The following is a 25,937-nucleotide window of genomic DNA, read 5'->3' on the forward strand; positions in this document are numbered from 1 at the left end:
AACATTTACCAAAGTTATACTAAATTTATGACAACATGGAATGTTATTCTATAAGTGCCTTAAAGATAAGGCAATGAATATAGAAATAAACCAATATTCATATCTCTCTCCTAAAAAAAATAATAATAAACAAAAAGGAACCATTCTAGACACCAACACTAGAATGGTTTCTTTTCTACTAAACTTGTAGAATATAGCTATTCTTTGCTACAATACAACTATGCCAAGAATTCAAAATGATTGTATAAATACAATAGAAATTAAAAAAAGTAAATTTATTACCTACCTTCATAGAACACAGGATGAACAAGAGGCAAAAGACTTTTTAAAAGCTATAAAAAAAGAACACCCCAATGCCAATCATCATTGTACAGCTATGATTATAGGAAACATTATGCGATCTAACGACGATGGAGAACCAAGTCAGACAGCAGGTCACCCTATGTTAGATGTGTTGATGCATAATGAAATGCAAGATATTCTAGCCGTTGTAGTACGCTATTTTGGAGGAATCAAGCTTGGAACTGGAGGACTTGTAAGAGCCTATAGTTCGAGTATTTCCCAAGCCTTAAAAGTGGCAACACTGACAACTGTAACTACACTTCAAGAATATCAAATTCATTTTTCTTATGATCTCATTGGAAAAATTGACCATTACTTTAGAACACAAAACATTGAAGTTATTGAACAACAATATGAAGAAGATGTTGTCTATCATTTCCTTGTTCAAGAAGATATTTCTAAAGATTTAATGGAACTCACAAATGGAAAAATAAAAATTCAATACATACAAGACATTGAAACCGAATGCGTTATTTAATCCGCATATTATGAATATGATATACTTTAGAAAAGCGAGGTACCTTTATGGATAGTATTTTTACTCTTATTGCCTTTTTTGTGATTTTCTTTATATTTGGAACCCTAGCAAGCTGGCTACTTCCATTTATTTTGCCAATCATCATTTTCTTCTGGATTATTTCCCTATTTACAGGAAGAAGGCATGTTCACTTTCACACTTATCGCAGTACACAAAGCCAAAATGAACAACCAAAATCAACTCCAAAACATGGAGCTATTGATGTTGAATATACGGAACACGAAGAAGATGGAGATAACCAATGATTTGTCACAACAGTGTTGGATATGATGCACAAATCAAAGACTTGTTGATTAAATCCGCATTTAATATGGATAAAAAAGAAATCGATGCCTGGATAAAATATCAATACGATCCACAACACATGTTCTGTTTCTGGCAAAACGATAAGATTACTTCTTGTCTTCAAGTTACAAAAAGAACTATGATGTTTTTAGATCGACAAATGCACGTATCTGTGATTGGTATGGCTGCAACTTTACCAGATTATAGACAAAGAAAACAATTTTCTAACTTATTAGATGCTGCCATTTCACAAGCTACCTATAACGATTTATTAACCATCACATACACAAACATGCCAAAATTATTTGAGGCAAAAAGCTTTCAACACATTTCAAACACAAAAGAATATTGGATTGGAGCTCCACTATGCAGAAGTGGTAATCCTTATCATGTAAAACAAAAAGCAGAGAACTTATACACATTATATTTCCAATTCATGCAGTATTTTGATGGCAGTATTCTATTAAGTGAAGATGAATTCAACAAACTTATCCAATATCATAAAAGCTTAAAAAAATCCATTGTCACAATGGTTAATGAAGATAAACAACCGAAAGGATTTGCGATATATTCCACAAAAGACAATCAGGCTCATGTAGAAGTTTTAGTTTACTTTGACTCTCAAGCCATCCAAGATCTTCTAAGTTATTTATCCATCAACAATGAAGTAACATCCATTCTAATCAGCGAAAGTGAAAGATTTGATAAATTATTCCCACTTCATTTTCCTAGAACCGATAAAAAATTAATGGTCAGACTCAACAATTATAAATTATTCGATAAATTCTCTAACACAAACGTTAGAAACGCAAAAACAGCTTATGAACTATTAGAAAAGCCTACATGGAACCATTTCCAGTAGGCTTTTTATTATGAAACGCAAAAAAGGAGGCATCGCTAAAAACCTCCCTTTCTGCTTAGAATAATGGATTTAGATACTTTCAACAAGCATCCTCCATTATCTTAACACGTTTTAAATGAAATGAAACAAATTATTTTTGTCTTGCCAAAATCTCCAACATATTTCGAGCCACACTGTACTCATAACAAGGACCCAATTGATTGTTTGCGGCATATTTTGCCTCTTCCAAAGCTGTGCATGGCGCATACGAATGTTCAAACATCGACAACATTTGTAAGTCATTGCCACCATCACCATATACCGCTATTTCATCATCTTCAATATGTAAATACTGCCCTAACCAATGTACGGCATTTCCCTTATTCACACCTTGTTTCGTAATTTCAATCAAGTTCTTATCGCAAGGCGCATTCACAATTGAACTCGAATACTTTTCTAAAAATTTATACAAACGATTATACGATTTACCAGGCTGCAAATGTGAGTTGATCTTACAAACATCTTTAGACAAAATTTCCTCTTTCGATTGGTCAAACACCAAACGCTTTGAGATATTCTCCATAAAGAACTTTGCAACTTCAACATTATCTCCATCCGGATGAGGCATTCTCTCCATTTTCTCAAAAAACTCCTCTTTCGATTGTTTCGTGTACGTTTTATAGGGCGTAATAAATTCTAAATCTAAGTCATCAAACTCTTCTAGAATAATTTTCAAAATATCCTTATCAATTAAATCTAGTTTTAACGTTTCACCTTCAGGGCTCATAATCAAAGCCCCATTCATGCAAATACGATAAATCTTATTCTCTAACCCATTCAATTCCGTCATTGAACAATCACGACCCGTTGAAATCGTAAAAACTGCATTTTCACGCACAATCTTTTCAACCGTGGCCTTGATCAATTCATCAAACTGATGACTTCTAGCAAGTAAAGTACCATCTAGATCCGATGCGAACAACTTAATCATTTGAACTCTCCACTAACGAATACGCAAGCTTCAACATGTTGTCGACATTCTGTAATCCATAATCCAACGTTTCAATTTGAGCCACTGGAATTTTAACTTTCTCTTTCATTTCCGGAATCTTAAAGCGAACCTGTGGACCTACTAAAATACAATCATAGTCCTGCCACTTTGATTCATAGCCTCCAACACCCGTTGCCTTCACAACTAAATCTTTTCCGTTTTCACTTGCCCATTTTTCCATTTTTTTAACGATTAATCCGGTCGACATTCCACCAGCACATACAAATAATATTTTCATGTTCACCATCCCTAAAACTCAATCTCTCCTGTTATATGATATGCCCTACGATAACTCACATTACGATTTTTACGCTTCATATTATTGTCTTCTCCAGGAAAATACATCGGATTTTTATGTGTTTTTTTATATCCTTCATAAATATCCAAAGCATCCTGATACACTTCTTTTACATTCATCGTTCCATACATCATAGCTGGAATTACATAGATAGGAACTTGATTACCATACTTCTCAATATAATCGGCAATCTTATATGAAAGATGTGGACAAGCCATGACTACATCATATTCACCATAATGTTCATGCACTTCTTTAAAAGGACAAAAACCTATCTTCAATTTATCATCATACCCTTTTTCAACTAATTCACTTTTAACTTTACGCATCAATACACTGCTCGAAAAACCTCCGCCACAGCAGATGCACACGCTTAACATACACTCACCATCTTTGTCTGAAGCTGATAATAAGCTCCAATTAGATTGGCATCATTTCTAAATTCACAAGCCACCACATCCACAGGACGCAAAGGAAATACAGGAATAAATAACTTCTTATATTGTTCATTGATTTTTTCAATCAATAATGGCTGTGCTGAAATCCCTCCACCAATCGCAAATTTTTCCGGATCAAAAATAGACTGAATATTATAAAGCTGTAAAGCAATGTAGAAACAAAATTCATCTAATGCCGCCAATACTTTTTCATTGCCAGAATTAGCCATCTCAAAGATTTGTTCTCCACTATACTTTTCATCTGTTTCTAAATATTTTTGTACTAAACCCAATAAACCAGCAATTCCACTTGTGAAAGCCCATAAGCCATGATAATCAGCAGGATACACATTGTTTGTGTATAAACAAGACACTTCTCCTGCTGAAAAGCGTCTTCCATTATGCACTTTTTTATCTTTGATCAAACATCCACCAATGCCCGTACCTAAGATAATCGCAACGCTATCCTGAACATCTTTTAAAGCACCATATCCAACTTCAGCACTCCCTGCACACTTGGCATCATTGCCAATCCATACAGGAACGCCATATTTTTCACTTAATATCTTTTCAACAGGTTCATTTTGAATATATGTCAAAGCTCCACCTGTTAAGGCAATCCCATTTTCAGAATCTATCACACCAGGCATGCTTAATGCGATTCCATCAATATTACTAGGTATAATCGTATCCATCGCATCATATAAATCTTTTACTGTACATTCACAATTTTCATCCATCGAAGTTGGAGCTGGCGTCTTAATTTTTCCACTATCCAATTTATTTCTATTTTCATCAAATAAGGCATATTTAATTGAACTGCCCCCTATATCCATCGCAAATATTCTCACAACAATAGCCCCCTATCTCGATAAGATGTATCTGCCAAATCAAGAATTTCAAAATGATCTGTATATTCTAAAATTGTCACTGAACAATTCTCAACGTCCCCCACTTCTTGCATATGCTTCATAAATCGAGCTTCATCAAGACATCGCAATGCCCCCATGATCACTCCACCATGCGCAACTACAAGTACATTATCCGTATGTGATTTGGCGATTGTTTCTAAACACGTCATAAACCGTTGATTACATGTAGGCAAGGTTTCTCCACCATACATCTCAAAGCCCTTTTCATACACACTAATATCCGTAAAGACATCCGCTTCTTTTTCGCCTTCTAAAGATCCAAAGTTCAACTCTTTCAATCCCTTCACATAGGCATATGGCACACTTCTATCTTGTAAAATATAATGCATCGTATCCATAGCTCTTTCACTCGTTGAACTATAGGCATACTCAAAAGAAATCGACTGCAGTGTTTTTGACACTGCAATCGCTTGTTGAATACCCTCTTGTGTTAATGGAGAATCACACCAACCTTGTACTTTCTTTTGTTGATTGAATAAAGTTTGTCCATGACGCACAAGATAAATTTTCATTAGTCTAAATTCTCTCCATTCGATGCGATCACTTTTTTATACCAATAGAATGAATCTTTACGACTTCTCGAATAATCTCCCGTACCATCATCTTGTTTATCTACATAAATAAATCCATAGCGCTTGCGCATTTCACCAGTTCCTGCAGAAACTAAATCAATACATCCCCAAGTTGTATACGCAATTAGATCCACACCGTTTTGGATGGCTTTATCCATAGCTTGAATGTGTTGTCTATAGTAATCAATACGGAATGGATCATGAATACTTCCATCTTCTTCCACTGTATCAAATGCTCCCAAGCCATTTTCAACAATCAATAGAGGCAATTCATAACGGTCATACATCATTTCTAAATAGTACTGTAAACCTGTTGGATCGGTTGCCCATCCCCAATCTGAATATTGAAGATATTCATTACGAGCTCCTGCCGAGAAGTTTCCACCTACTTTATCAGTTACTGTATGTGTAGTCACAACCGTAGACATGTAATAAGAGAAGGAGTACATATCTACTGTACCTTTTTTCAAATCCTCTAAATCTTCCGGTAAAATTTCTAATTCCACATTATGCTCTTTCCACAAACGCTTTGCGTAAGTAGGATATTTACCCTTACATTGCACATCGCCACAATAGAAGATTCCCTGTTCCCAAGTATGACGATTTAAAAGAATATCACTCGGATCACAAGTCATTGGATAGAATGTAATTCCACAAATCATGCATCCAATCTTATTTTCTGGATCAATTTCATGTCCAATCTGAACGGCTTTGGCACTTGCCACAAACTGATGATGTAAAATTTGGTACGCATTTTGGTAATCCTCATCACTCGCCGTATTGCCAAACATTTCTAAGAACATAACCGTGTTATTGATTTCATTGAATGTTAACCAATATTTAACTAAGCCCTTAAATTCTTCGAAACATGTTTTCGCAAAACGCGTATAGAATCCAATCAACTTACGATTCTTCCATCCACCATAGTGTTCTTCTAAATATAATGGTGTATCAAAATGCCAAATAGTAACTAATGGTTCAATATTATATTTTCTTAATTCTGTAAATACATTGCGATAGAACTCAATACCCTTTTGGTTTGGTACTTCTTCATCCCCATTTGGAAATAGTCTTGACCAAGAAATTGACATACGGAACGTTTTAAATCCCATTTCACCCATTAAGGCAATATCTTCTTTATAATGATGATAAAAATCAATTCCATCATGATTTGGATATAGATAATCATCTAGCACCGCATAATGTGCTCCTTCAGGAATGCCTCTTGGACTTTCTGGTTCTGCGTGAGGATTTCCATCCTTATCAATATATGTCACTAAACGAGGCGCATTTACACTTCCTCCTGTTTTTACATCCGTTAAAGCTGGACCTCTTCCATCTACATTCCATGCGCCTTCACATTGGTTGGCAGCTGTTGCTCCACCCCATAAAAATCCTTTTGGAAAACTCATCTTACTTACCTTCACTTTCTATACTTACATTTCCACTACTAACACCTGTAGTAGCCTCATCCAACGGAAGCCACTCCAGTGCTTTATAAATAAACGTATCCCAGAATACCCAGTCATGACCTCCAGGGCCTGTTTGGTATTCATGTTCTATTCCTTTTTCTAACAAATACTGATGGAATTGTTCATTCTGTTCTTTCAACATAAAATCCTCAGTTCCACAAGCAACAAACAATTGAGGAAACTCTTCTGATTTTAAGCCATCCACCAAGGCATAATAATCCATATCACTGCCTTTTAATTTTGAAATATCCCCAAAAATTGATTCATAATAATAGCGATTGCCCATTGGGTTTACATCTTCATATGTCGATGTATATACCCCATCTAATATAAGAGCACTCGACAAGGCGATAATCGAACCAAATGTATCATGGTATTTTAAACCATTACGCAATGCTCCATAGCCACCCATCGATAATCCACCAATGAAAGTATCTTCACGCTTTTTCGACAATGGGAAACTTCTTCTTGTGAAATCCACAAGTTCTTCACCAATAAATATTCCAAAATTATCCATACTATGCGGCTGATCTACATAAAATTTATTTTCTCCACTAGGCATCACGACCGCCAAATTCTTTTCTTGCGCCCAAGCTTCAATTCTTGTACCATTGATCCAGTCGGATGTACTGCCAAAAATCCCATGAAGCAAATACAACGTTTTAAAGGTTGTCTGCGGCTTGAAATCTGGATCTGTGAACACATATTTATCCGTTGGTAAAATCACCGTTATATCGACCGTGCGCATTAGTGATTTTGAAAAAAAGTTACATGTTAAATGGGCCATACACTATACCTCATCATATGTATATAAATGAATGTTATTTTCTTTTACATATGCTTTTAATTCTTCACTCGTTAAAAAATCCACTTCTAATACTCTAGGCATTGTTAGACTGGAAACCGATAAAATATATTGATCTAAGTAACCAGGATGACAAACCATCATATTAAATCCATCTTTTGCCTCATCAACCATCTTTTTAAAGGATACCATTGGATCATAACCAGGAAACATACTATCCATATACATATGCATATCTTGCCCATTCACCTTTTCACATCCCATAATCAAAGTTTTTAAATTGTGCCGATTCCCCACAATTTCAATGGCCCTATTTAAATTTTCACTCATGACAGCATGCGCCTCAAAATAAGCCGGTTCTTTTCCTGTTATTTCTTTAAAACGATTATATTGCGCTTCCACTTCTAGAATAGCTTCATCTAAATCCACAAAATCCTCTTTTGTACTGCGATACATCTTGCTCGTTTTAAAAGTTCCATCTTCTTGAACTAAACTCGAAATAGATGCAGGATCACTAATGGGTTTTCCCACACATACATTTGTATGTTGGCCTAGACAAATATCATAATCTTTTACCAATTCATAACCATGAAGACTGTCTGGCATATTCACCATAAAACCAATATTCTTAATGACACCATTCTTTACCGTTTCATATATCCCATAATTTACAGCTTTAGAAAAACCTAAGTCGTCCGCTCTTACCATTATTTTTTTCATATTGTACCTCACAAGAAAAGGCGAAACAAAAACTATTCCGCCCCCTCCTTCTTACTAATCTAAATCTTCACCTTGTGTTTCAATCACTTTTTTATACCAATAGAAACTATCTTTCTTATAACGATTCAAGCTTCCATTTCCTTCATCATCACGATCTACATATACAAATCCGTAGCGTTTACGCATTTCACCAGTTCCCGCAGAAACTAAGTCAATGCATCCCCACATTGTATATCCCATTAAGTTAACACCATCTTTATTGATCGCATCATCCATGGATTGAATATTTTGACGTAAGTAATCAATACGATAATCATCATGTACTGTTTTATCTTCTTCTAAAACATCTGACCATCCAATACCGTTTTCAACAATCCAAATTGGCTTATTGTAACGATAATACAATGTGTTACATGCCAAACGTAAACATGCAGGATCCGTTGCCCATCCCCATGCGTTTGTCTTTACATAAGGGTTGGTAACACCCATCACAAAGTTTCCACCACTATCATTACCCACATCATGCGTAGTTACTGTACTGCTTCCATAACATGAGAAACTTAAGAAATCTGCTGAGTATTTCTCTAATAATTCATAGTCTTCTGGACAATCCTCTAATTGAATTCCTTTTCTTTCATAGTCCTTTAATTTAAACTCAGGATAATGTCCCCCTGTTTGTACATCCGCATACCAAATTGTTTCTTGGCTTCTTTCTAATGCCAAAATTTGATCTGCAGGATCACAAGTATATGTGTAAACAGGTCCATATGCCAACATTTGTCCAACTTTAATATCTGGATAGTTTTCATGACAGAATTTTACGACTTTAGCACTTGCGACAAATTGGTTGTGCGCGCCTTGCGCTTTGGCTTGTTCACTAAAATCTACAAGTCCACCAGCCATATATGGCATCATAGACATAATGTTGATTTCATTAAATGTTAAATAGTATTTTACTTTGCCAACATAACGCTCAATAACTGTCTTTGCGTATTTTTCAAAGAAATCAATACAACGACGATCTTTCCATCCACCATATTTAATTGTCAATCCGATTGGAGTTTCATAGTGAGATAAAGTAACCAATGGCTCAATACCATATTTTTTACATTCATCAAACACTTCATCATAGAATTTTAAACCCTCTTCATTAGGCTGTTCATCATCTCCATTTGGAAAGATTCTTGCCCAGTTCATAGACATACGGAAAGTTTTAAATCCCATTTCTCCCATCAAGGCAATATCTTCTTTAAAGTGATGATAAAAATCTGTAGCTGTATGACTTGGATAATATTCATTTTCTAAAACAGCTGGAATAGCTCCTTCTGGAATAAAACGATCTGTTGCGGATGTGAACACCATTGGTGTACTTCCTGTTTCATTTGTCTGTGGGTTTCTCCAAGTAACACGACGAGCCACTGTGTGTGAACCATTCGTCAAAGTATCACTTGTGTTGATCCCTTTTCCACCTTCTAAATATCCACCTTCATATTGATTGGCAGCTGTTGCACCACCCCATAAAAATTCTTTTGGAAAACTCATATATACCTCTTTCTAAAAAATAACGACGCCAGCGTTTAGGCCTGACGCCGTTTTCATTATTATTCAGCTTCTGCTGCTAATGCTTCCTGTTCTTTCTTGTATAACTGGCTGTCATATACCTTGAAGAATGGATACCATACTAGTCCTGCTGGAATGATCATCAAGTAATCCCAGATTGCGTTTTGCCAACGTAGTGTTCCTAAGAATGATGCGAATCCCATTGGCATCAATGTCATGATTGGTACAAATCCTGGTACTAAGAATCCGACTTTGTATGCTACCAATGTAACAGCCATTACAACGATAATATTCAAGATGTATGGAATACATAAGATTGGATTATACATAATTGGCATACCGAATGTCACTGGTTCGTTGATTCCAAACCATCCTGGTACTAAGGCAATCTTTGATACGGCTTTGATCTGTTCTGATTTAGCCTTTAATCCAAACAATACTAGTGGCAATGTATTTCCTGAACCACCACATACACCAATACATCCAAATAACGTTACTGGATAGAATACTAATGCTTCATATCCACCTTGTGCAAACGCTGCTGCATTGTTTGTTGCTGCCTGTAACATCAATGGCATTAACACTGACATGATGATCATTGTTCCGTGAATTCCAAAGCACCATAATAAGGCTGCAAATGGCATCAAGATGAACATACCCGGAACAGATACTAATGCGTTTAATGGAGCTGACAAGATAGCCATGAATCCTGAACAGATTCCCATTGCTCCGCCTGTACAAGTTGAGATAATTACTTCTAATGCATATAAAGGAATCAATGCGAATGCCAAAGGCAGAATTGCTGAGAATCCATTTACCAATGATGGTGGACATACATCTGGCATCTTGATTCTTACATTGTGATCCTGACAGAATTTTTCAACCTGGCATACGAACCAGCATACAAAGAAACTTACGAACATACCTTGTGAACTTAAATATGTTACATCGATAACACTTGCTCCTGCTTCATTTGTTCCCCAAGTACATGCGATAAGTGCAAAACATACGGCTGTCTGTACACTTGTCATGATTGGCGATTTCAATCCTAATGCTTTTCCATAGTTGTAAGCCATGATCAATACAATCCACAATGACAATAGATCCATTGTAAAGTGATATGGAGCATATAATACGTTATATACGGCATCTCCATTCTGGAAGATTCCAAGCATTGGTCCTACAGCACAAATGATTGAGAAAATCGCTCCGACCATGATTGGAGCCATACATGACATCATCGCACCTTGTAATGCGCTTAAAAATTTGTTTGATCCTAATTTCTGTCCAAACTCCTGAAGTTTGACCATAAAAGGACTGTTAAAAATACCATCCATTATTCTATTTCTCTCTTTCTTTCTCTTATTCTAAATTATTTCTGTGCGTATAGTTTATTAGCGATTTTCATGATATTTGCACAGTTGCCTACGGCATAGTCGAATGAAGGAATTCCTTCTGTTGGAAGTCCTGTATCCTGTTTAATCTGGTTCAAACGGTAGCTTACCTGAGGGCCAGTCATGATGATGTCATAGTCTTTATATACATCCAAGTATTCCGAAAGTCCTACGGCATTGATACTGTTGTCTTCGCCCCTTTCTTCCCAGTATTTCTCCATTTTTTTCATCAACAATCCTGTTGACATTCCACCTGCACAAACTAATAAAATTTTCATTCTGTCTTTCCTCCATTCTTGTACATGATGATCATTTCTTTAATCAGTTCCTGTGCTAACATACTTGTCATCAAGTGATCCTGTGAATGTACCAGTAACACATTGACGGGTGTTGGGTTTCCATTCACTTCATTGAACAGCAAGTCTGTCTGCGCTTTGTGCGCCAATGTTGAAGCCTCATCTGATTTCTTCATCAGTTCATCTGCTTCATCGAAATTTCCATGCTTGGCAGCTTCTAAAGCTTGAAAGGCAAAGGATCTTGCATCTCCTGCATTAGCGATGATCCCAAAGGAAATCATTTCGACAGATTGTTCTGCCTTGTTTTCTTCAGCCATTTCAACAGCTCCTTTCTTATCTCAACTCTTTACAGTCTATACTTTAGTGTATAAGTTTTCCTTTGTCAAAGCGCTTTCAAAAGCATGAAAAAGACGATTTATACACAAAATTAGTGTATAAATTAGTGTTTTCTGTATAAATTGACTGTTTCTAAATAGTTTTCTCGTTAGTGTATACAATATTTCAATTTATTTTAGTTTGTGTATAAACACGAATACACTATGTATACATTCTCTAAATTACAGAAAAATATGGGTAAAAAAAGAAAAGACGTCGTCTGACGCCTAATCTAAATCTTCTCCATTGGATTTAATACATTTTTCATACCAGTAGAAACTATCTTTACGGTAACGATTTAATGTTCCTTTACCCTCATCATCCATGTCTACATAGATGAAGCCATAACGTTTACGCATTTCTCCTGTACCAGCTGACACTAAGTCAATGCATCCCCAAGGTGTATACGCAATTAAATCTACTCCATCTTCAATGGCTTCTTTCATAGCTTTTACATGAGCTTTCATATAGTCAATACGATAAGGATCGTGAATCTTTCCATCTTCAAATACATCAATAGCACCCAAACCATTTTCAACAACCATCAAAGGCACTTGGTAACGATCATATAGTTCATTTAATGAGTAACGAAGTCCATCTGGATCCATTCCCCATCCCCATTCAGAATATTGAATATATTCATTCTTATATCCCATAGACATGTTTCCGGCTCCATCACGCTTTGCCTCTTTGTGCGTTGTTTCACAGCTCGTCGCATAGTAACTGTAACTAAAGAAATCTACTTTTCCTTCTTTTAATACATCTTTATCTTGTTCAAAGAAACCAGGATCTAAATTATACTTCTTCCATGATTTTCGTGCAAAACCAGGATATGCTCCGCGCACTTGTACATCCCCACAATAATAGAAACTATCCTGCATATGGTGTTGATTCGCAAGAACATCTTTTGGATCGCAAGTCAAAGGATAACTAATCATTCCTGCAATCATACATCCCATCTTAAATTGAGGATAATGTTCATGTGCATACTTCACCACTTTAGCACTTGCCACAAACTGATTATGTAATTTAATGTACCCTTTCTTTGCGATTTCATCTGGACAATTCGGAATAAAAGATACAGCCATGATTGCACTGTTGATTTCATTAAATGTCAACCAATACTTAACTAGATCTTTATACTCTTCAAAAATAGTGTGACAATACTTTTCATATAAACCAATTGTTTCACGATTTTGCCAGCCGCCCAATTTTTCTTCCATATACAAAGGATCGTCGTAATGCGAAATTGTGACTAATGGTTCAATACCATACTTATGTAATTCTTCAAATACACTACGATAGAAATCCAACCCTTCCTGGTTTGGCTTTTCATCATTTCCATTTGGATAAATTCTTGGCCAAGAAATTGACATTCTAAACATTTTAAAGCCCATTTGTGCAAAAAGAGCAATATCCTCTTTATAATGATGATAAAAATCTGTTCCGATATGATTTGGATAATGATATCCATCTAAACATGCATATTCAGCCCCTTCAGGTAAAGTACCACCAAACATACTCATTTTACCTGTTGTTCCATCCGCATTTTTATATGTCACGTAACGAGGTGTATCTTTTGTCGCACCTGTTGTTACATCCGTCATAGCTGGACCTCTTCCACCTTCGTTCCAGCCACCTTCATATTGGTTGGCAGCCGTAGCTCCTCCCCAGTAAAAATTCTTAGGAAAACTCATTTGATTTACCTGCTTTCTATTAAATTATGTTTTACAAAACTCTTATACAATCCATCATGCTCTACATCATCTGTAATTTCATCACAGACAGCCTTACACTTTTCTGTTCCATTTCCCATGCCTATACCTATATCTACGTGTTGTAAAAGTTCAATATCGTTATCCGAATCCCCAATCGCAATTGTTGATACATCTTCTAATCCGATATGTTTTAACAAGATATCGGCTGCATCTGCCTTATGAATACCCTTAATGCTGATTTCTCCAGATACTTCACGAATCATAGGAATGGTATTTTTTATGATGTTGAAATGTTCATGCAAATCCTTATAGATTTGATCAAAGTTATTTAAAGTACATAAAAAGGAGATTTTATTCACTTCATAAATTTGTTGCGAACCATCCACTACAATCATTGAACTCGTATACTCTTCAGCCCCTTCTGGCATAAAATCCTTAAAGACTTCTTGCATCCAATCATGATACAGTGTATCGACATACATGCCGTGATTGCATTCTAAGTAATAGCCAATCTTGTTTTTCTCAAAATACTGGATCAAAGCTTGAATATCATTCTCATCAAAAGTCAAGTGGCGAATACATTGACCTTCATATTCAATGTATCCACCAGATGAACATATAATTCCATCAAACCCAACATCTAATATGGATTCGAATAATTCTGCTTTACATCTTCCCGTATTCAAGAAAACATAATGACCTTTCTTACGCGCATTTTGGATTGCGTAGACAGCACTTTCTGGTATCTGTTGTTTATTGTCTAGTAGAGTACCGTCCACATCTACAAAAATTGCGTATTTCATTAATCTAAATCTTCTCCATTTGAAGAAATGACTTTCTTATACCAATCGAAAGAATCCTTCTTACTACGATCTCCTTGGCCAGTTCCATCATCTTGATAGTCTACATACACAAAGCCATAGCGCTTGTGCATTTCACCAGTTGAAGCCGATACTAAGTCAATGCATCCCCATGGAGTATAGCCCCAAAGTTCCACACCATCAATTTCAATGGCATCCTTCATAGCCTTAATGTGATCGCGCAAGTAATCAATACGATATGAATCATGAATGCTTCCATCTTCTTCCACTTGATCTTGTGCTCCTAAACCATTTTCAACAACCATCAACGGCAATTGGTAACGATCATACATATAGTCTAAAGATAAACGAAGTCCAGTTGGATCAATTTGCCATCCCCAGTCACTTGCCTTCAAGTATGGGTTTTTTACTCCAAACATCATGTTTCCACCTTGATTCGCCAAAACTTCAGGATCATCTGAAGCACAGTTTGACATATAGTAAGAGAAACTAATGAAGTCAACTGTACCATTCTTCAATGTTTCTTTTTCTTCTTCAGTTAAACTAAATTCAATTCCATTTCTTTCATATTCCTTTAGTTTATAAGCCGGATAATATCCACGAGCCTGAACATCACAATAGAAATAGCTTCCATTAAAACTAGACCAAGCTTTTAAGACATCTCTAGGCGCACATGTATGAGGATAAATCATTCCATATCCAATCATGTTTCCCACTTTATTGTTCGCATCAATCGCATGTAAGATTTGAACGGCTTTTGCGCTTGCAATCAATTGGTGTTTTGCGGCATCCGCAATCTTTTGTGGATCACGACTCGGAACGCCCGCAGCCATCCAGCCACCAAAGCCTAAACAGTTGATTTCATTGAACGTTAACCAATATTCAACTTTACCTTTATATCTTTCACCAACTGTCTTAACATAACGACAGAAACATTCAATTGTACGGGCATCAACCCATGAACCCCATTTATTTGTAAGTCCGACTGGCGTTTCATAATGAGACAAAGTAACCAATGGTTTAATGCCATGTTTTAAGCATTCATCAAAAACATCATCATAAAATTTCAATCCTTCTTCATTTGGTTCTTCTTCATATCCCAATGGGAAAATACGTGTCCAGTTAATAGACATACGGAATGTTTTATATCCCATTTCACCCATTAAAGCGATATCTTCTTTATAACGATGGTAGAAATCCGCACCTTCGTGACTTGGATAATCAAATCCCTCATAACATCCAAACACAGCATCTTCTGGTGCATCTAAACCAAACATCATATCAGCATGTACAACACCGTCACTTGTTTTATAAGTTACCTTTCTTGGTTGTGTTCTAGAACCACGAGTACAGCAATCTGAACTGCTGACACCTTTTCCACCTTGGTCCCATCCACCTTCATATTGGTTGGCAGCTGTTGCACCACCCCATAAAAAATCTTTTGAAAAACTCATATATACCTCTTTCTATTTTAAGAAGCAAATGCCTCTACCTGATTTTACTTCATTCAATAAAATATGATCGGCTTCTGGAATATGACCAATACGATTTCTTTGACCATCCACCATCATATCTTTTAACACAATTTGCACTTCACCACGATAATGAGCCAAATTGTCATTTACGATGACTACATCTCCTCGATGATAGTATTCTTCATCTATTTTTCTTTCCGGAATACTCTTTTTACCGTAGAACATTCTTGTCCAGCGAGAACGAATCATGTAGTATGGTGTTTCTCCACATTGGTGATACACATTATCAAATAAAATTTCTTTTTCCAAATCTGTGACACCATCATCTAAAATGACTTTAAATGGAACTCTCTCTACATCTCCATGAGGAAGCAGTTCTGCCAAGTAGTCTTGTCCAACTAGTTTTGGTATATTGACATAAGCTTCGTTCATCACTTGATCAATCGCTTTAAATTCTTCTTCACTCGCAAAAGCATTTCCGAAGATGATTTCATCCACATCACCTACCGCAATCCAATGACGAACCTGCAATTCAGCTGGAATCCAACGGTGATCTTCAACAGTTGGAAGTCCATCGTGTACTGGCCATGGCCCATGTGTATTGTCTTCATTACTAGAAATAAAGACAGCACTAGGAATACCCAAATTTGCCAATTCTTTATTGATCGAACGAATACTTTCTAAATCGGATGCCGTATAACGTTCTGGATAAAAATTGTGGCAAGTAGAGAAGTTCTTTGGATTTGCCCCATTTTCTAATGCCATACGAACAGCTTGAATCATACAACTTGATAATTCGATTGTAATGTTGTAAGGATTGTTGATTAAAGTCACATCTCTTTGGTCAAAATATGGAAGGTCCATACGAATGATGTCTATTCCCATCTCTTTAAAGATGGAGATGTCGCTTTCGCTAGCACCCATTTTCTTAAAGAATGCGGTATTACAGTCACCAGATACTTTCATTCCATGTTTATGTGCTAAATCACAAAAATTTTTAAAATAATCAAACACTTCTTTTTTTGTGCCCGGAACACTAAACATACTTGTAAAGATTTTTGTGAAACCATAACGACTTGCCATTGTTAAATAGTTTTCGATTTCCTCCATAGATTCTTGTTCTGGATATAAAGAAACGCCTAAAATTGGTTTTTTTACTGGTTTTGTTTCACCTAAAAGTCCCATAATTATTTTTCTCCTCTTTTTCTAAAAAATAACGACGCCAGCGTTTAGGCCTGACGCCGTTTTCATTATTATTCAGCTTCTGCTGCTAATGCTTCCTGTTCTTTCTTGTATAACTGGCTGTCATATACCTTGAAGAATGGATACCATACTAGTCCTGCTGGAATGATCATCAAGTAATCCCAGATTGCGTTTTGCCAACGTAGTGTTCCTAAGAATGATGCGAATCCCATTGGCATCAATGTCATGATTGGTACAAATCCTGGTACTAAGAATCCGACTTTGTATGCTACCAATGTAACAGCCATTACAACGATAATATTCAAGATGTATGGAATACATAAGATTGGATTATACATAATTGGCATACCGAATGTCACTGGTTCGTTGATTCCAAACCATCCTGGTACTAAGGCAATCTTTGATACGGCTTTGATCTGTTCTGATTTAGCCTTTAATCCAAACAATACTAGTGGCAATGTATTTCCTGAACCACCACATACACCAATACATCCAAATAACGTTACTGGATAGAATACTAATGCTTCATATCCACCTTGTGCAAACGCTGCTGCATTGTTTGTTGCTGCCTGTAACATCAATGGCATTAACACTGACATGATGATCATTGTTCCGTGAATTCCAAAGCACCATAATAAGGCTGCAAATGGCATCAAGATGAACATACCCGGAACAGATACTAATGCGTTTAATGGAGCTGACAAGATAGCCATGAATCCTGAACAGATTCCCATTGCTCCGCCTGTACAAGTTGAGATAATTACTTCTAATGCATATAAAGGAATCAATGCGAATGCCAAAGGCAGAATTGCTGAGAATCCATTTACCAATGATGGTGGACATACATCTGGCATCTTGATTCTTACATTGTGATCCTGACAGAATTTTTCAACCTGGCATACGAACCAGCATACAAAGAAACTTACGAACATACCTTGTGAACTTAAATATGTTACATCGATAACACTTGCTCCTGCTTCATTTGTTCCCCAAGTACATGCGATAAGTGCAAAACATACGGCTGTCTGTACACTTGTCATGATTGGCGATTTCAATCCTAATGCTTTTCCATAGTTGTAAGCCATGATCAATACAATCCACAATGACAATAGATCCATTGTAAAGTGATATGGAGCATATAATACGTTATATACGGCATCTCCATTCTGGAAGATTCCAAGCATTGGTCCTACAGCACAAATGATTGAGAAAATCGCTCCGACCATGATTGGAGCCATACATGACATCATCGCACCTTGTAATGCGCTTAAAAATTTGTTTGATCCTAATTTCTGTCCAAACTCCTGAAGTTTGACCATAAAAGGACTGTTAAAAATACCATCCATTATTCTATTTCTCTCTTTCTTTCTCTTATTCTAAATTATTTCTGTGCGTATAGTTTATTAGCGATTTTCATGATATTTGCACAGTTGCCTACGGCATAGTCGAATGAAGGAATTCCTTCTGTTGGAAGTCCTGTATCCTGTTTAATCTGGTTCAAACGGTAGCTTACCTGAGGGCCAGTCATGATGATGTCATAGTCTTTATATACATCCATGTATTCCGAAAGTCCTACGGCATTGATACTGTTGTCTTCGCCTCTTTCTTCCCAGTATTTCTCCATTTTTTTCATCAACAATCCTGTTGACATTCCACCTGCACAAACTAATAAAATTTTCATTCTGTCTTTCCTCCATTCTTGTACATGATGATCATTTCTTTAATCAGTTCCTGTGCTAGCATACTTGTCATCAAGTGATCCTGTGAATGTACCAGTAACACATTGACGGGTGTTGGGTTTCCATTCACTTCATTGAACAGCAAGTCTGTCTGCGCCTTGTGCGCCAATGTTGAAGCCTCATCTGATTTCTTCATCAGTTCATCTGCTTCATCGAAATTTCCATGCTTGGCAGCTTCTAAAGCTTGAAAGGCAAAGGATCTTGCATCTCCTGCATTAGCGATGATCCCAAAGGAAATCATTTCGACAGATTGTTCTGCCTTGTTTTCTTCAGCCATTTCAACAGCTCCTTTCTTATCTCAACTCTTTACAGTCTATACTTTAGTGTATAAGTTTTCCTTTGTCAAAGCGCTTTCAAAAGCATAAAAAAAACGATTTATACACAAAATTAGTGTATAAATTAGTGTTTTCTGTATAAATTGACTGTTTCTAAATAGTTTTCTCATTAGTGTATACAATATTTCAATTTATTTTAGTTTGTGTATAAACTTATTCTTTAATGTATACATTGTGAGAATCATCAGATAATTCACAGATGGCATGCTATAATTTAGACATGAAATTAATAAGAACATTTGAAATCACTTCGGATGAGTTTTATGACTATCTTGAAGCTCAATTATTAGAAGAGATTTCTAAAACCACAAAAAAGAATGCAAAGAAGAGTGTAATCAAATCTGGTTACAGCTACGAAAACAAGGATGCCAGATCAAAGATTGTCATCGATAAGTATGTTCGTGGGCAGATTTATCAATCTACAGTCAAATCAGCTACTTCATTTGTTCGTGTATGTTATGAAACACAAGAAACGAAAGAGGGGTTAAAAATTAGTTTTGAACAATTTATGAGTGGAGATGAAAAGCTCCCACAAAAAAATGTTTTATATCGTACATGGCATAACTGGATCACATTTGGTAGAATGTCTCACGTTTTATATGATATGCGTGATGATATTATTAAGATTCGTAATGGTGAAAAGATTATAAAGGGAAATATGCAGCCTGAAACGCATAAACAATTAAAGAAATTTTTAACTAAAAAATTTGAGGAGCAAGATCAATAGTCTTACTCCTCTTTTCTTATAGTTTATTTAAAATCATAATAATGGCAGCCACTTGATTGTCGTCAATAATGACTTTAAAAGCCTTTTCTAAAGGTTTTAACACCTTCGACACAACTTTAAAGTCTTCTGGATAATCCTCTAAGATCGTATCTGCATCTTTGCATGCCTGCTTACAAACTCCTTGTTTACAATTTTCTAATAAACATGCGATGTGCACGAATAGACCTACCTTTTGGTCTGCACTTAGTGAATAAATAATTTCCAATTCATCAATGATCGACGGTAAAATCGATTTTAATTTAGATACAGAAATACACTTGAATTGTTCTTCCAAGAAAGAGTATACGGCAGAATAATCCAATTGTTTCGATTGAATCGGTTCAAACATCAATATTTTATCAATAGCTTCTGGTTTGTTTTCAAACACTTTTGTCATAGAAACAAAAGGAATTCCCATTAATTTAGGATCATACGTTCCAACAAAACAATGGATACGATAGATTTTCTTTAAAGCCATGACTTGTGAAATCAATTCATCTCGCTTGGAAATTGCCAAAGGAATTGTTTTAAAGCCTAGGTTTGAATATTGATCGATATATTGTTTCAACTGGAAGGCACCACCCTCGCCCGTATGACACAATGTAATGATAATTTCTTTTCGTGAATCATTCATTTGTAGCATCGTCTTCATTTCACGCATTGTTGTATGATACACATACTCTAAATCTATTTCCTGACTACACTTTCTAGCAACGTCTAAGCCCAATAATGTAATAGGAAAATAAATATAGCGAATCTTAATATCCGTTTCCTCACTAATTGTATCTAACATTGTCTTGATCGAACCCATATCATAGATGACAATGATACCTTGCCCATTATCAATTCGTTGTACCAATGTTTTAATTTCTTGTAAAGCCGTAGTTGAATCTTTTTCTAAACACAAATCATAGGCATATACATTATTCGTATGTGTCAAAGTATTTGTGACATCACAAAGTGAAGTGGCAACGCCCTTGCCATGGAAGATATATAAAAGTACGGGATGTCCTTCTGTATCCTCTTCATCTTTAATCAAGAACATCGCAATAATAACAATTTCTTCAATTGGAAGTTCAATATTAAATGTATCCTTAAACATTTGACCCAATTGAATGGATATTCCATACTCCTTCGGATATTCTTGTACAATATGCACAATTTGATCATCATCTACACGCGACTGATTTAATTGTAATGTTAATAATGAGTTCATATGAAGACATAAACCATAGAATACTTGTGGTTGAATTTCTCTTTGAAGCTCATTTTTACAAGCATCCATAATCTTAGTTACCATATGAATAATTTTAGGATCTACAATCTTTGACAATTGTTCCGTATCATACTCATCATTATAACTACGATAATAGTTGTATCGTTTAAACAACGTATTAACATGACTATTAATAATATTATGAATCGTTTCCGTGTTGATACCACGTTTTGATAATTCAGTATATTGACTACGGATTTCCGCATATAAATCATGTGTATCCTGATACCTAATCCATTGAGATTCCTCATGACAATCATAAATAAACAACATCTGTGATCCTAATAAATCATAAATTTCTGTTGATTGTGTTCTTGAACGAATCAAACTTTTCTGAACTTCATTGTTTAAATCTGAGATGGTTACCTCAATATTTGAATTTGGATCATCCATGACACGAACACATGCCGTTGCACATGCTCTTTTAATTTCCATTTCCAATCCTTTAACATTTAAAGGAAAGTCTGTTAATAATAAAGCCTCTAAAATCTCGCGCTTTACTTCAATATTCTTTTTGGCATTATTAGCCTCAATCATAAAGAAATAATTGATTAAGGCAAGTTTTTCACTTAAAGGACGACTTGCCAAATCCGGCAATTGAATAACCATAGACATTCTTTGGCTAAACTCTGCATATCCATTTGGGCCACAAGATAACACTAAGAATGTAGAATTTGCATCCATAAAGTCTTTACGATCTTCACTAAACAATAAACCTGATTCCAAAAATTCCGATAAACGACTTTTTTCCGTTGAATTCAACAATTCAGCATTGTCAATAAACAACAGCCCCCCACGACTTTTCGCAAATAAAGAATCCTCTATATTCTTAGGACTAAACAATTTTTCATCTAATTCTTCAATATTATTTTTGTAGTGGCGACAATTTATTTTATAAATCGGTGCCCTCTCACTAAATACACCCGCTTCTTTACCATATAAATATAGTGTATACACAAAGTGAGTGGTTCCACTTCCTGGTTTTGCGGTTACTAATACATTCAAACTATTGTTTGGATATAAAATAGCTGCCTTGGCAACCTGTAACGCATTGGCAAGACTACCATCGATTCCAATCATCACTCTGCCTACTGTATTTAATTCATTACCTACTTCTTTTTGTGGTAAATAATATAAAACAGGTCGAGTATTCGTCTTTTCTAGACGTGCATCTTTCACTAACTCATTCAATAAAGTCGAAACATTCGATCTTTGTAGCTGAAAATAGTCCGCAATGACTTTTGTACTGATTCCATCTTTATAGTCTGAATTCGTCATTAATTGTTTTTGTACAAATTCAAATACGCTCTCTTTTGTCGTTTTCATTCTATTACACTCCATTAAACGCTTGCATTCGTTTGAATTATACACTATTATACACAAAAGAAAAAGCCTACATGAAGTAGGCTAATTTTGCATATGAATTATTTCTTCTTCAATCGTTGGATAAGAAATAAGTGTTTCACCATCTAAATTCTCATTAAACATATTCACACCACTGATCTGATGATTATTGTATGTCGTATAATAGTAAATTCCATTTCTTAAGTCGCAACAAGACGTATAAATTGTATATTCATACTTTCCTGGTTCCACTTCACAAAGACCTTTTTGTTGCTTGACACTACCAATAATGTGGAAATATTGACTTAAATCATTCTTATCACTCGTCGCATTGGCTCTTGTATAGGCAACACGCACAAATCTGGATCCACTCGATAAATCACCCGGAAGTCCCATAGCTCCAAAGCCGCGTGAATAGGCAGTTAAATCCAATCCAAAGTTATTTTCAGGTTGTTTGTTTGATAAATACATATAGTCATTCAAACGAAATAACTGCATAGGAAATGGCGGATTGTTTGTCAAAACATGCGTAGGATTATCATATACATGCATACCATCTTCCATACACTCCACGACAATGCTTTCATTTTCATCACTGATCATATAGTGTAATTCAGCTACTGGAAATTGTTCATTAAATGGTGTCGCACAAACATTTGTATTTTCTAATACAACTCTTGCCTCTTTGACACTTGCACATTGCGATAAGATCCAAGGAATAAATTCAAAGGCAGCCACATTGTTCTTGGCTTCTTGGACTTCATAAAACTTTGCATTCCCAATAAAGTTTAATCCAGCCATTCCCAAGCCTTTCTCATTCATGGCATCATAATACAATGGATACTCTTCAAATACATGGGCCATACCAATCAGAGCATAATGACTTTCATGTTTATCTAAATGTCTAAAATGAAAATCATAATTGCGCGGCGTAACAGCTACTTGTTCTCCATATGAAAATTCATAATCTAAATTCCTTCCAAAAAACTGATTAAAGCTTAATGCGGTACACATTAAAATCATCTCCTTCTACTTAGTAGCTTAACACAAACTAAAAAAAGATTACACACATAATAATGAACAAATCAAAATATGTGTTCATTGCGTTAAGTACCAAAAAAATATATATTTGAAGTGTCATAAGAAATGCCTTATCTTATGATTAACCCTTTGGAAAATTATTCAACCCTATAAACTCAAGATACATTTTTATCTTAATAATTTTCCTCTCCCTAAAGCAATGTCAAGCCCGGACATTGCTTTTTATTTTACCTAAAAGAAAAAGCAATAAGTTTCCCTATGACTTAAAACGCAAATACAATTCCTACCACTGCACTAGCTACAATAAACCAGATTGGATGTAATTTTGGTTTATACTTACTCAATGCCAACAATACGAATAGACAAATAAACTGCTTCCAGTGAAATGTTGAGAAAGTGTAATCACCAAATAAAGTTGTCACCAAAATATCAATGGTTGCCACGGCAATAAAGGCAACTACAGCAGGTTTTAATCCGGCAAAGATTTGTTGAACAAGTGTAGCCTCTTTAAATTTCTCTAAGAAATTAGCAATGATACAAATAGTGATCAAACTTGGTAAAACCAAACCGATTGTTACCACAATGGATCCTAATATACCATATTGACTAAAGCCTACATAGCTAGCCATATTGACACCCATTGGACCTGGTGTAGATTCACTAACCGCAATCATTGTGGATAGATCACTCATAGTATACCAGCCATAACGAACCCCAATCTCTCTTAAGAAAGGAATGGTCGCAAGACCTCCTCCTACCGCAAATAGGCCAGTTTTGAAAAATTCTAAAAACATAAGTAATAACTTAGTCATTTTTCTTTAACCATCCTATTCTAGAAAAGACAACACCCGCAATACCAGCACCAATCACAAGTAACACCGTAGATACTTTAGTAAACATCGCAAAAATAAGTGCCACCGCAAAAATCAAGAAACCAATCTTATTCTTAATATTGCCCTTACCTAATTTTAATACCGCATTGATCATCAACATACATACAGCTACACGAATTCCATTTAGGGCATGTTGTACAATGGCTAAACTTGAAAAGTTTGTGATCAAACCTGCAATTATACTAATAATGATAATAGATGGAGTAACTACACCTAGAGTAGCTGCAATCGCTCCTGGAACTCCGGCTTGATAGTATCCAATAAAAGTGGATGTATTGACCGCAATAACACCGGGTGTACATTGACCAATCGCATAATAGTCCATGACTTCATCTTCTGTAGCCCAATGATATTTTTCAATAACTTCCTTTTGAATCATTGGCAACATGGCATATCCACCACCAAAAGTAAATAGACCCATCTTAAACCAAGAAACATATAATTGAATGAGTTTCTTCATTTTACTCTCCTTTTAATACAAATTTTTCAATGACTTCACAAACAGCACCTTCTTCACAAGTAGCCATTGTGATATAGTCGCAATCCGGCTTGATACCTGGCGCTGCATTTTGTACTCCCACGCCTAAGCCAGCATCCTTAATCATGGATAAATCGTTATAGTTATCCCCAATCGCAATCGTATCCTGAATATCAATATGTAATAGATTGGCTAGTTTTTTTAGTCCAGCCCCCTTATTTACATCCTTATGATTAAATTCAATATAACGATTACTTGAATATGAAACATCCATATCATACGTAATATCCTTTAGATCACGATCAATGCTTTGAAGATACTCAAAATCTGTATTTGTATATAATACTTTTACAATTTCTTGTCCCTTTAAAAAATCAAGATTTTGATCAAATACCTCAATCATTTCTTGACGATTCTGCACATATCTTTTTTCATCTTCCGTTAAGTTATATGCATATACCGCATCACGCGTGTATACATGAATGACTACATCATACTTTAATCCACGCTTATATAATTCTTCAGCTTTTTCAAAAGAAATACCTTCAAAATGTAAAAGTCGATTATCCTTATTTTCAGTGATAGCACCCCCATTATATGAAATCACATATTGGTTCGCTTCATCAAAAAGATCCAATTCCTTTAATGTACCCTGAACTGTGTTATAACCTCTTCCTGTTGCCAGTACAAATTTAACACCTAAATCTTTCAACTTCTTAATGGCCTCAATATCTCTAGAATCAATTGTTCGATCAGGTTTAATCAAAGTTTCATCTAAATCACATGCAATTAGCTTATACATAAGTAAATACCCTGGTATATTGTAATTGACCCATCTAGCTGGTCATTTACAACATACATCTCCTTTCTTTCAACCTTTAATAACCGTAGTTGAAGACGGTTTTGTTAATTTGTAAAATTGAATATGTG

Annotated in this window: 28 protein-coding genes; 4 read left to right on the forward strand and 24 right to left on the reverse strand. The window is 35.5% G+C overall.

What is annotated here, in order from left to right; genetic code table 11:
• Positions 1-220: 220 nt before the first annotated feature.
• The 3 genes from H8911_RS07285 to H8911_RS07295 are packed head-to-tail and all read left to right on the forward strand — an operon-like array spanning position 221 to position 2,027.
• Complete coding sequence (locus tag H8911_RS07285) at positions 221-820, forward strand: YigZ family protein (protein WP_117926638.1); 600 nt, start codon at positions 221-223, stop codon at positions 818-820.
• 47 nt (positions 821-867) lie between these two features.
• The gene (locus H8911_RS07290) at positions 868-1,125 is read left to right on the forward strand and encodes a hypothetical protein (protein WP_117926637.1); all 258 of its coding nucleotides are present in this window, start codon (positions 868-870) and stop codon (positions 1,123-1,125) included.
• Positions 1,122-2,027 (forward strand): GNAT family N-acetyltransferase, encoded by a 906-nt coding sequence (locus H8911_RS07295; RefSeq protein ID WP_186999186.1) that lies wholly within the window; start codon positions 1,122-1,124, stop codon positions 2,025-2,027. The genes H8911_RS07290 and H8911_RS07295 overlap by 4 nt, the downstream gene beginning before the upstream one ends.
• Before the next feature lie 130 nt (positions 2,028-2,157).
• Here H8911_RS07295 and H8911_RS07300 read toward each other — a convergent pair whose 3' ends face one another.
• From H8911_RS07300 to H8911_RS07390, 19 genes are all read right to left on the reverse strand, one after another.
• A complete protein-coding gene (locus tag H8911_RS07300; RefSeq protein ID WP_186999187.1) occupies positions 2,158-2,997 on the reverse strand; it encodes an HAD family hydrolase in 840 nt (279 codons plus the stop codon).
• Positions 2,990-3,295 (reverse strand): PTS sugar transporter subunit IIB, encoded by a 306-nt coding sequence (locus H8911_RS07305; protein WP_118357302.1) that lies wholly within the window; start codon positions 3,293-3,295, stop codon positions 2,990-2,992. The genes H8911_RS07300 and H8911_RS07305 overlap by 8 nt, the downstream gene beginning before the upstream one ends.
• An 11-nt stretch (positions 3,296-3,306) precedes the next feature.
• Positions 3,307-3,735, reverse strand: coding sequence for a PTS sugar transporter subunit IIB (locus tag H8911_RS07310; protein ID WP_186999188.1), 429 nt, complete (start codon positions 3,733-3,735; stop codon positions 3,307-3,309).
• Positions 3,729-4,643, reverse strand: coding sequence for an ROK family protein (locus H8911_RS07315; protein WP_369410296.1), 915 nt, complete (start codon positions 4,641-4,643; stop codon positions 3,729-3,731). Before H8911_RS07315 ends, H8911_RS07310 begins: the two co-directional genes overlap by 7 nt.
• Positions 4,640-5,236 carry a histidine phosphatase family protein gene (locus H8911_RS07320; RefSeq protein WP_186999189.1) on the reverse strand — a complete coding sequence of 199 codons (597 nt, stop codon included), beginning with the start codon at positions 5,234-5,236 and terminating at the stop codon, positions 4,640-4,642. Before H8911_RS07320 ends, H8911_RS07315 begins: the two co-directional genes overlap by 4 nt.
• Positions 5,236-6,708 (reverse strand): family 1 glycosylhydrolase, encoded by a 1,473-nt coding sequence (locus tag H8911_RS07325; protein WP_186999190.1) that lies wholly within the window; start codon positions 6,706-6,708, stop codon positions 5,236-5,238. Before H8911_RS07325 ends, H8911_RS07320 begins: the two co-directional genes overlap by 1 nt.
• 1 nt (position 6,709) lies before the next feature.
• Complete coding sequence (locus tag H8911_RS07330) at positions 6,710-7,555, reverse strand: alpha/beta hydrolase (protein ID WP_186999191.1); 846 nt, start codon at positions 7,553-7,555, stop codon at positions 6,710-6,712.
• A gap of 3 nt (positions 7,556-7,558) precedes the next feature.
• On the reverse strand, positions 7,559-8,293 hold the full coding sequence (locus H8911_RS07335; protein ID WP_186999192.1) for a ChbG/HpnK family deacetylase: 735 nt from the start codon (positions 8,291-8,293) through the stop codon (positions 7,559-7,561).
• A gap of 54 nt (positions 8,294-8,347) precedes the next feature.
• Positions 8,348-9,835 carry a family 1 glycosylhydrolase gene (locus tag H8911_RS07340; protein ID WP_186999193.1) on the reverse strand — a complete coding sequence of 496 codons (1,488 nt, stop codon included), beginning with the start codon at positions 9,833-9,835 and terminating at the stop codon, positions 8,348-8,350.
• 59 nt (positions 9,836-9,894) lie between these two features.
• Entirely contained in the window at positions 9,895-11,190 is a 1,296-nt protein-coding gene (locus H8911_RS07345; protein WP_186999194.1) for a PTS sugar transporter subunit IIC, read from the reverse strand.
• 35 nt (positions 11,191-11,225) lie between these two features.
• Positions 11,226-11,525: a PTS sugar transporter subunit IIB gene (locus H8911_RS07350; RefSeq protein ID WP_186999195.1), complete on the reverse strand. Its 300-nt coding sequence runs from the start codon at positions 11,523-11,525 to the stop codon at positions 11,226-11,228.
• Positions 11,522-11,860: a PTS lactose/cellobiose transporter subunit IIA gene (locus tag H8911_RS07355; protein WP_186999196.1), complete on the reverse strand. Its 339-nt coding sequence runs from the start codon at positions 11,858-11,860 to the stop codon at positions 11,522-11,524. Before H8911_RS07355 ends, H8911_RS07350 begins: the two co-directional genes overlap by 4 nt.
• 285 nt (positions 11,861-12,145) lie before the next feature.
• The gene (locus H8911_RS07360) at positions 12,146-13,615 is read right to left on the reverse strand and encodes a glycoside hydrolase family 1 protein (RefSeq protein WP_186999197.1); all 1,470 of its coding nucleotides are present in this window, start codon (positions 13,613-13,615) and stop codon (positions 12,146-12,148) included.
• A gap of 5 nt (positions 13,616-13,620) precedes the next feature.
• The gene (locus H8911_RS07365; protein ID WP_117926731.1) at positions 13,621-14,439 is read right to left on the reverse strand and encodes a Cof-type HAD-IIB family hydrolase; all 819 of its coding nucleotides are present in this window, start codon (positions 14,437-14,439) and stop codon (positions 13,621-13,623) included.
• Positions 14,439-15,911: a glycoside hydrolase family 1 protein gene (locus tag H8911_RS07370; protein ID WP_186999198.1), complete on the reverse strand. Its 1,473-nt coding sequence runs from the start codon at positions 15,909-15,911 to the stop codon at positions 14,439-14,441. The genes H8911_RS07365 and H8911_RS07370 overlap by 1 nt, the downstream gene beginning before the upstream one ends.
• A gap of 12 nt (positions 15,912-15,923) precedes the next feature.
• Positions 15,924-17,117, reverse strand: coding sequence for a MupG family TIM beta-alpha barrel fold protein (locus tag H8911_RS07375; RefSeq protein WP_186999199.1), 1,194 nt, complete (start codon positions 17,115-17,117; stop codon positions 15,924-15,926).
• A 68-nt stretch (positions 17,118-17,185) separates the two neighbouring features.
• Positions 17,186-18,481: a PTS sugar transporter subunit IIC gene (locus H8911_RS07380; RefSeq protein ID WP_186999194.1), complete on the reverse strand. Its 1,296-nt coding sequence runs from the start codon at positions 18,479-18,481 to the stop codon at positions 17,186-17,188.
• Between the two features lie 35 nt (positions 18,482-18,516).
• Positions 18,517-18,816 (reverse strand): PTS sugar transporter subunit IIB, encoded by a 300-nt coding sequence (locus tag H8911_RS07385; protein WP_117926728.1) that lies wholly within the window; start codon positions 18,814-18,816, stop codon positions 18,517-18,519.
• Complete coding sequence (locus tag H8911_RS07390) at positions 18,813-19,151, reverse strand: PTS lactose/cellobiose transporter subunit IIA (RefSeq protein WP_186999196.1); 339 nt, start codon at positions 19,149-19,151, stop codon at positions 18,813-18,815. The genes H8911_RS07385 and H8911_RS07390 overlap by 4 nt, the downstream gene beginning before the upstream one ends.
• Positions 19,152-19,429: 278 nt before the next feature.
• Here H8911_RS07390 and H8911_RS07395 point away from each other — a divergent pair, with 278 nt between their 5' ends.
• Positions 19,430-19,936, forward strand: a complete 507-nt coding sequence (locus H8911_RS07395; RefSeq protein WP_186999200.1) for a DUF3284 domain-containing protein — start codon at positions 19,430-19,432, stop codon at positions 19,934-19,936.
• A 16-nt stretch (positions 19,937-19,952) separates the two neighbouring features.
• Here the strand turns inward: H8911_RS07395 and H8911_RS07400 are convergent, their stop codons facing one another.
• The 5 genes from H8911_RS07400 to H8911_RS07420 form a co-directional block, all read right to left on the reverse strand.
• Complete coding sequence (locus H8911_RS07400) at positions 19,953-22,577, reverse strand: PRD domain-containing protein (protein ID WP_186999201.1); 2,625 nt, start codon at positions 22,575-22,577, stop codon at positions 19,953-19,955.
• Positions 22,578-22,658: 81 nt separating this feature from the next.
• Positions 22,659-23,609, reverse strand: coding sequence for a choloylglycine hydrolase (bsh, locus tag H8911_RS07405; protein WP_186999202.1), 951 nt, complete (start codon positions 23,607-23,609; stop codon positions 22,659-22,661).
• Positions 23,610-23,899: 290 nt separating this feature from the next.
• Positions 23,900-24,448 carry a chromate transporter gene (locus H8911_RS07410; RefSeq protein ID WP_117926721.1) on the reverse strand — a complete coding sequence of 183 codons (549 nt, stop codon included), beginning with the start codon at positions 24,446-24,448 and terminating at the stop codon, positions 23,900-23,902.
• Entirely contained in the window at positions 24,441-24,989 is a 549-nt protein-coding gene (locus H8911_RS07415; RefSeq protein ID WP_117926720.1) for a chromate transporter, read from the reverse strand. Before H8911_RS07415 ends, H8911_RS07410 begins: the two co-directional genes overlap by 8 nt.
• A gap of 1 nt (position 24,990) precedes the next feature.
• A complete protein-coding gene (locus tag H8911_RS07420) occupies positions 24,991-25,809 on the reverse strand; it encodes a Cof-type HAD-IIB family hydrolase (RefSeq protein ID WP_186999203.1) in 819 nt (272 codons plus the stop codon).
• Between the last annotated feature and the right edge of the window lie 128 nt (positions 25,810-25,937).

The organism is Holdemanella hominis (genome assembly GCF_014306155.1).
GTDB lineage: Bacteria > Bacillota_I > Bacilli_A > Erysipelotrichales > Erysipelotrichaceae > Holdemanella > Holdemanella hominis.

What these genes read in the sequence shown, in the direction of transcription:
- H8911_RS07300 (WP_186999187.1), bottom strand. Translation starts at nt 2,997, where the DNA reads ATGATTAAGTTGTTCGCATCGGATCTAGATGGTACTTTACTTGCTAGA.
- H8911_RS07370 (WP_186999198.1), bottom strand. Translation starts at nt 15,911, where the DNA reads ATGAGTTTTTCAAAAGATTTTTTATGGGGTGGTGCAACAGCTGCCAAC.
- H8911_RS07400 (WP_186999201.1), bottom strand. Translation starts at nt 22,577, where the DNA reads ATGAAAACGACAAAAGAGAGCGTATTTGAATTTGTACAAAAACAATTA.
- bsh (WP_186999202.1), bottom strand. Translation starts at nt 23,609, where the DNA reads ATGTGTACCGCATTAAGCTTTAATCAGTTTTTTGGAAGGAATTTAGAT.
- H8911_RS07395 (WP_186999200.1), top strand. Translation starts at nt 19,430, where the DNA reads ATGAAATTAATAAGAACATTTGAAATCACTTCGGATGAGTTTTATGAC.
- H8911_RS07410 (WP_117926721.1), bottom strand. Translation starts at nt 24,448, where the DNA reads ATGACTAAGTTATTACTTATGTTTTTAGAATTTTTCAAAACTGGCCTA.
- H8911_RS07335 (WP_186999192.1), bottom strand. Translation starts at nt 8,293, where the DNA reads ATGAAAAAAATAATGGTAAGAGCGGACGACTTAGGTTTTTCTAAAGCT.
- H8911_RS07360 (WP_186999197.1), bottom strand. Translation starts at nt 13,615, where the DNA reads ATGAGTTTTCCTAAGAATTTTTACTGGGGAGGAGCTACGGCTGCCAAC.
- H8911_RS07420 (WP_186999203.1), bottom strand. Translation starts at nt 25,809, where the DNA reads ATGTATAAGCTAATTGCATGTGATTTAGATGAAACTTTGATTAAACCT.
- H8911_RS07290 (WP_117926637.1), top strand. Translation starts at nt 868, where the DNA reads ATGGATAGTATTTTTACTCTTATTGCCTTTTTTGTGATTTTCTTTATA.
- H8911_RS07345 (WP_186999194.1), bottom strand. Translation starts at nt 11,190, where the DNA reads ATGGATGGTATTTTTAACAGTCCTTTTATGGTCAAACTTCAGGAGTTT.
- H8911_RS07340 (WP_186999193.1), bottom strand. Translation starts at nt 9,835, where the DNA reads ATGAGTTTTCCAAAAGAATTTTTATGGGGTGGTGCAACAGCTGCCAAT.
- H8911_RS07385 (WP_117926728.1), bottom strand. Translation starts at nt 18,816, where the DNA reads ATGAAAATTTTATTAGTTTGTGCAGGTGGAATGTCAACAGGATTGTTG.
- H8911_RS07310 (WP_186999188.1), bottom strand. Translation starts at nt 3,735, where the DNA reads ATGTTAAGCGTGTGCATCTGCTGTGGCGGAGGTTTTTCGAGCAGTGTA.
- H8911_RS07375 (WP_186999199.1), bottom strand. Translation starts at nt 17,117, where the DNA reads ATGGGACTTTTAGGTGAAACAAAACCAGTAAAAAAACCAATTTTAGGC.
- H8911_RS07390 (WP_186999196.1), bottom strand. Translation starts at nt 19,151, where the DNA reads ATGGCTGAAGAAAACAAGGCAGAACAATCTGTCGAAATGATTTCCTTT.
- H8911_RS07380 (WP_186999194.1), bottom strand. Translation starts at nt 18,481, where the DNA reads ATGGATGGTATTTTTAACAGTCCTTTTATGGTCAAACTTCAGGAGTTT.
- H8911_RS07295 (WP_186999186.1), top strand. Translation starts at nt 1,122, where the DNA reads ATGATTTGTCACAACAGTGTTGGATATGATGCACAAATCAAAGACTTG.
- H8911_RS07305 (WP_118357302.1), bottom strand. Translation starts at nt 3,295, where the DNA reads ATGAAAATATTATTTGTATGTGCTGGTGGAATGTCGACCGGATTAATC.
- H8911_RS07365 (WP_117926731.1), bottom strand. Translation starts at nt 14,439, where the DNA reads ATGAAATACGCAATTTTTGTAGATGTGGACGGTACTCTACTAGACAAT.
- H8911_RS07415 (WP_117926720.1), bottom strand. Translation starts at nt 24,989, where the DNA reads ATGAAGAAACTCATTCAATTATATGTTTCTTGGTTTAAGATGGGTCTA.
- H8911_RS07355 (WP_186999196.1), bottom strand. Translation starts at nt 11,860, where the DNA reads ATGGCTGAAGAAAACAAGGCAGAACAATCTGTCGAAATGATTTCCTTT.
- H8911_RS07325 (WP_186999190.1), bottom strand. Translation starts at nt 6,708, where the DNA reads ATGAGTTTTCCAAAAGGATTTTTATGGGGTGGAGCAACAGCTGCCAAC.
- H8911_RS07320 (WP_186999189.1), bottom strand. Translation starts at nt 5,236, where the DNA reads ATGAAAATTTATCTTGTGCGTCATGGACAAACTTTATTCAATCAACAA.
- H8911_RS07330 (WP_186999191.1), bottom strand. Translation starts at nt 7,555, where the DNA reads ATGGCCCATTTAACATGTAACTTTTTTTCAAAATCACTAATGCGCACG.
- H8911_RS07285 (WP_117926638.1), top strand. Translation starts at nt 221, where the DNA reads ATGCCAAGAATTCAAAATGATTGTATAAATACAATAGAAATTAAAAAA.
- H8911_RS07350 (WP_186999195.1), bottom strand. Translation starts at nt 11,525, where the DNA reads ATGAAAATTTTATTAGTTTGTGCAGGTGGAATGTCAACAGGATTGTTG.